Source organism: Acidimicrobiales bacterium, assembly GCA_035540975.1.
Taxonomy (GTDB): Bacteria; Actinomycetota; Acidimicrobiia; order Acidimicrobiales.
The window spans coordinates 1-3557 of sequence record DATLFN010000084.1 but is presented as its reverse complement, the minus strand read 5'-3'; the positions used below and the strand labels follow the sequence as shown (position 1 = coordinate 3557).

At 72.3% G+C, this 3557-nt stretch carries 3 protein-coding genes; 2 read left to right on the top strand and 1 reads right to left on the bottom strand.

Annotation, left to right across the window (positions count from 1 at the left end):
- Positions 1-64: 64 nt before the first annotated feature.
- Positions 65-796, top strand: a complete 732-nt coding sequence (locus VM242_09405; GenBank protein HVM05377.1) for a YceI family protein — start codon at positions 65-67, stop codon at positions 794-796.
- 34 nt (positions 797-830) lie between these two features.
- Here the strand turns inward: VM242_09405 and VM242_09400 are convergent, their stop codons facing one another.
- On the bottom strand, positions 831-1898 hold the full coding sequence (locus VM242_09400) for a hypothetical protein (protein ID HVM05376.1): 1068 nt from the start codon (positions 1896-1898) through the stop codon (positions 831-833).
- Between the two features lie 111 nt (positions 1899-2009).
- Here VM242_09400 and VM242_09395 point away from each other — a divergent pair, with 111 nt between their 5' ends.
- Positions 2010-3491, top strand: coding sequence for an NADH-ubiquinone oxidoreductase-F iron-sulfur binding region domain-containing protein (locus VM242_09395; protein HVM05375.1), 1482 nt, complete (start codon positions 2010-2012; stop codon positions 3489-3491).
- The last annotated feature ends 66 nt before the right edge of the window (positions 3492-3557 follow it).

Below are 3557 nucleotides of genomic sequence, written 5' to 3'. Positions count from 1 at the left end.
CCCGACACCCGCCCCGACACCCGCCCGACTCGAGCGCCCGCGACCGACGCAGGAGGAACCGACCGTGACGAAGCCGTGGACGAAACTGGCCCTCGCCGCCGCCCTGGGCGTCGTGTTCCTCGCCACCGCCGGGATCTGGCTGTACCTCAACGTGTTCCGGGACGACGCCCCGGAGCGACTGACGCTGCGGGAACCCTCGGGGGGCGCCGCCTCGTCCACCACGACGGCCGCCGCCGCCGGGGCGGGCGACGAGGCCGCCGGCGCCGGCCAGGGCGTCGACGGCACGTGGACGGTGGCCGCCGGCAGCCAGGCCGGCTACCGGGTCCAGGAGGTGCTGTTCGGGCAGAGCGCCACCGCCGTGGGCCGCACCGAGGACGTGACCGGTGAGATCTCCGTCGTCGGGTCCCGCGTGGCGAGCGGCTCGTTCACCGTCGACATGACCACCGTGCGCAGCGACGAGAGCCGGCGGGACAACCAGTTCCGGGGCCGGATCATGGACGTGGCGTCGTACCCCAAATCGACCTTCCGGCTCACGTCGCCCGTCGAGGTGGGCCGGCTGCCGGCCGACGGCGAGGCGGTCACGGTCGAGGCCACCGGCGAGCTCACCCTGCGGGGCACCACCAGGCCGGTGACCTTCGACCTGGAGGCGCAGCGCTCGGGGCCCTCGATCCGGGTGGCGGGCAGCATCCCGATCGTGTTCGAGGAGTGGGGGATCCCGAACCCGAGCTTCGGACCGGCGGAGACGGAGGACAACGGCGAGCTCGAGTTCCTCCTGGTGCTCTCCCGCCAGGGCTGAGGCGAGCCCGTTCACCGTCGCCTGCCCGCGGGCGCTACGAGACGTCCACCTTCACGAACTTGTCGATGGTGTCCTCGGTGTCGTCGTCCTCGACGTTGGTCGTGCCGACGAAGTACGTCTCGCCCCGGGGGACGTCGACGGTCACCCACATGGACTGGCCGGGACTGATCTCGAAGGTGCTGGCGACGACCGTCCCGGGGGCCTGCTCGGCGTACCCCTTGGGCGGGCCGTCCTCGCTCTCGAAGCCGTTCTCGCTCTCGAAGTACTCCTCGAAGGCGGCGAACTCCTTGCCCTCGTCCAACTGCGCGATGACGAAGTCCTTCCCGTTCTCGCCCTGGGCGGTGACCTTGAACGTGTGCTCGCCGCTCGAGAGCTGGGTCGGGACGCCGGTGGGCTCGGCCTCGTCGCCGAGAACGATGGTGGCGTCGGCGTCGGGCTCCTCGACGTCGGCAGCCTCCTCGGCCACCTCGAACCCGCTGACCATGCCCTTGGCGAAGTGGGGCGTGCCCTCACCCTCGGTGGGAAGGAAGCAGATCATCACGTAGCTGCCGGCGTCGAGGTTGTCGACGGTGAGCGTCTGGGTCCGGCCGGGCTGGAGGATGTGGCCGGGGCTCCCCAGCTCCTCCTCGACGAACTCGGCGAACGGATCGCCGCCCTCGCCCTCACCGCCCCCCTCGGCGGCCGTCGTGGTCGTCGTCTCCTGGCCGGCGGCCCGCAGCGTGGCGCCCGAGCCGGTGGTCTCCGTGGCGCCTCCCGCCTCGGCCGGTCCGCCGTCCTCGCCACCGGCGCTCTGGAGCGCGGTCACCAGCTGCTCGACGGTCCTGCCCTCCTTCAGCTTGGCGAAGCCCGCCATGTGCCACTCGGCGCCGGTGTTGGTCGACTGGAGGGTGGCGAGGCCCGACTTGAGGTCGCCCGTCACCTTGTAGCCGTAGTCGAGCATCTCGATCCTGACGGTGTTGTCGGCGGACTCGCCCCCCGACTCCGCCGCCGTGGTGTCCGTGGACGCCTCGCCGTCGTCGTCGTCCCCGCACCCCGCCAGCACGCCGAGGAGAACCGCTCCGACGAGCGCCGCCCGCAGGCCCTTACCCAACCGTCCGCCCATGCCGAGCTCCTTGGTGTCGAGTTGCCCTGGCACCCTTTCACGGAAGCGCCCGCCGCAAACAAGCCGGGGCCCGATGTGCGTTTCCCCCGGCTCCGCGAGGAAGATGGCCGGGTGAGAACGGCCCGCCGGGTGCTGTGGTCCAGCACCATCGACACCCTTGACGAGTACGTCCGCCGCCGGGGAGGCGCCGGGCTCGAGGTCGCCCGCCGGGCCGACCCCGAATGGCTCATCAGCACGCTCGAGGCGTCGGGCCTGCGGGGCCGGGGCGGCGCGGGGTTCCCGACGGGCCGCAAGTGGCGCACGATGGTGGAGAACCGGTCGACGCTCGAGCCGACCACCGTCGTCGTCAACGGCGCCGAGGGCGAGCCGGGCACGTTCAAGGACCGCTCCATCATCCGGCGGTGCCCGTACCACGTGATCGAGGGGGCGATCATCGCCGCCCTGGCCGTGGACGCCGACCACATCGTGTTCGGCATGAAGAAGTCGTTCGCCCGAGAGGTGACGCGGATGCGGTCGGCCGTCGAGGAGGTCGTCGCCGCCGGCTGGGCCGACGGCATCTCGTTCGAGGTCTTCGAGGGCCCCGACGAGTACCTCTACGGCGAGGAGACGGCCCTCCTGGAGACCATCGACGGCCGCTATCCGTTCCCCCGCCTCGCTCCCCCGTTCCGGAGGGGCCTCGAGCGGGTGTCGAGGCGCCACGCCGGCGCCGCCCCCCGCACCGGGCTGTCCTCCCGCGTCCAGCTGGCCGGTCCCCAGGAGTTCCTGACCGCGCCCCCGGCCCTCGTCGACAACGTGGAGACGCTGGCCAACGTCCCCCGGATCATGGCCCGCGGCGCCAACTGGTTCCGGACCCTCGGCACCGAGCAGTCGCCCGGCACCATCGTGTGCACCGTCACCGGGGCGTCCCGGCGCCATGGCGTCGGCGAGGTGATGATGGGGACGTCGCTGCGCAAGGTCATCCAGATGATCGGCGGTGGCGCCCGCCGGGGGCACCGCATCAAGGCCGTCCTGCCCGGCGTGGCCAACGGGATCATCCCGGAGGACCTGCTGGACACGCCCGTCGCCTACGAGACCATGCAGGCCATCGGGAGCGGCGTCGGGTCGGGCGGGTTCATCGTGCTCGACGACACGGTCGACATGGTCGCCCTCTCCGCCGGCGTCTCCCGGTTCCTCGGCGTGGAGTCGTGCGGCCAGTGCCAGCCGTGCAAGCTCACCGGCCTGGCCCTGTCGGAGGACCTGCGGACCATCAGCCACTCCGACGCCGGCGACCACCACCTGGAGCAGGCGAAGGCGCGGGCCGGCAACGTGGCCGACCGGGCCCGTTGCTACCTCGCCCACCAGCACCAGGTGGTGCTCCAGAGCATCCTCTCCCGCTACGGGCAGGAGTTCGACGACCACGTCGCCGGCCGCATCGGGCCGGTGGAGCCGTACCTGATCGCCGAGCTGGTCGACATCGTGGACGGCAAGGCGGTCGTCGACGAGCGCTTCGCCGAGAAACAGCCCGACTGGTCATACGACGAGTCCTCCACCGGGAAGAACCCGGCCGACCGGCTGGGCCAGAACCGCTTCGGGGAGTGGAGCTTCCGGCCCTGACCGGCGGGGTCCCGCCCGCTATCCTCGGGCCGTCGTCCCGGCGACGGGTCGCGTGGGGGAGGGGCG